Annotated in this window: 3 protein-coding genes; all 3 read left to right on the top strand. The window is 39.6% G+C overall.

Translation table 11 applies throughout. From position 1 onward, the window contains the following. Positions 1–264 (top strand): thiol-disulfide oxidoreductase DCC family protein (locus tag H5232_RS23105; protein WP_182831627.1); only part of this gene is annotated, 264 nt, incomplete at its 5' end. A gap of 20 nt (positions 265–284) precedes the next feature. Then, complete coding sequence (locus H5232_RS23110; protein ID WP_182717618.1) at positions 285–1,196, top strand: hypothetical protein; 912 nt, start codon at positions 285–287, stop codon at positions 1,194–1,196. 62 nt (positions 1,197–1,258) lie between these two features. Continuing rightward, complete coding sequence (gene ppiC, locus H5232_RS23115) at positions 1,259–1,537, top strand: peptidylprolyl isomerase PpiC (protein WP_182831629.1); 279 nt, start codon at positions 1,259–1,261, stop codon at positions 1,535–1,537. Positions 1,538–1,685 lie beyond the last annotated feature (148 nt).

Raw genomic sequence — 1,685 nt, forward strand, 5'->3', positions numbered from 1 at the left:
CTCACGCACTTTGGTTACCCAACAGCTAATTTTAAAACCATGATCTATGTTGAAAATAATCAGTGTGTTACCAAAAGTGATGGTGTGATTAATGTTGTTTCACAGTTGGGTTGGCCATGGCCCTTAGCTAACATATTACGAATAATACCGAAACGGATACGCAACTGGGGGTATGATGCCATTGCACTTAACCGGTATCGCTTATTTGGAAAATATAATTATTGCGTGATCCCAAGTCATGAGTATGATCACCACTACTTATAATTTCTTTACAAGGCGGACTGTTGGCAGGTTATTTGGTTAAACTTAATATACTGTTTTTAGTGTTTAGTGCTGGACTATATGCTCAAAATGACACCCATGATGACTCTGCAATCGTGGTAGATGTTCGCGACAGAATTAATCTGCGGATGCAAAATACCGCCCAGTGGTTAGACGATTTACTCGGTGAAGAGGTTAACCCAAACAAAGCCCATGCGAGAGGTTTTTTGCGGTTAGGCTGGCTTCCCCGCAGTGCTGATCTAGCTGAAACAGAAGTACGCTTTAAAGTATCATTAAGCTTACCTAGCTGGGAAAACCGCTTAAATCTAATAATAGATAATGACGCTGACGAATTTAGCCGGTTGCCTTTTGAAACCGACTCCCCAGCTAATCAAAACAATGGTACTGAAGACATAAATGCTGCGCTGCAATTTTTAGTTGAGCGTACCGCTAACTTAGAGGTTGATAATCGTGTTGGCATATCACGTAGCCAACTTTATGGACGCAGTGCACTTCGTTGGAATAAAACATTTAATCAAACGCAGTACTTTGCATCTGCCGGCTTAGAGTATTACTTCTCTGATGGCTTTGGTTACTTTATTAAGCTCTCCAGTGATACTAAGATCAATGAGTTTTATTCGCTGAATGTCTCTGCTAATTACCGTGAAATTGATGACGAAATAGATAGCGAAATGCGCTCAGGTGTTTATTTAAGTTATATACCCGATGCGCAGCGAGCCGCAGTGTTTGGTGCCAATGTACAGAATAGTTTTGATGACTTTACTATCTATACAGTATCGTACCGTTACCGGCAGCAAGTAAAATACAGTTGGCTGTTTTATGAATTAGAGCCGTTTATAGAATACCGAGAAGAACTCAATTATCGCGACGAAGTAGGATTCGCGATTCGTTTAATTGGCTATTATGGCCAGTGATAATGACTAGTTTTTATCTATTATGATAAAATCCCCTCAGTTTAATTTTGTAGAGATAGATCATGGCTAGCACCGCACACGCATTACACATTTTAGTTAAGCATAAAGAACTTGCCGAAGACATAATTCAGCAGTTAAAAAAAGGCGCTAAGTTCCATGTGCTCGCTAAAAAACATTCCTCTTGCCCATCGGGTAAAAAAGGGGGTGATTTAGGCGAATTTAAACGTGGCCAAATGGTTCCGCAATTTGATAAAGTGGCTTTTGGCGCAGAAATATTAGAACCACATTTAGTAAAAACTAAATTAGGTTGGCATGTCATAAAAGTGCTTTATAGAACGTAAGAGTAAAGTTAGCTAGAAAAACGAGTGACTTCGATTTAACGAAAAAACCACCTACAAAGGTGGTTTTTTCGTTTAAGTATCCAGTAACTTTAGCTGCCAACGGCACTTGGTTGTACATCCAAACCATAACCAAACATCACTGCAAGTA

Origin of the sequence: Pseudoalteromonas sp. SG41-5, assembly GCF_014164495.1 — a bacterium.
Classification (GTDB): Bacteria; Pseudomonadota; Gammaproteobacteria; order Enterobacterales; family Alteromonadaceae; genus Pseudoalteromonas; species Pseudoalteromonas rhizosphaerae.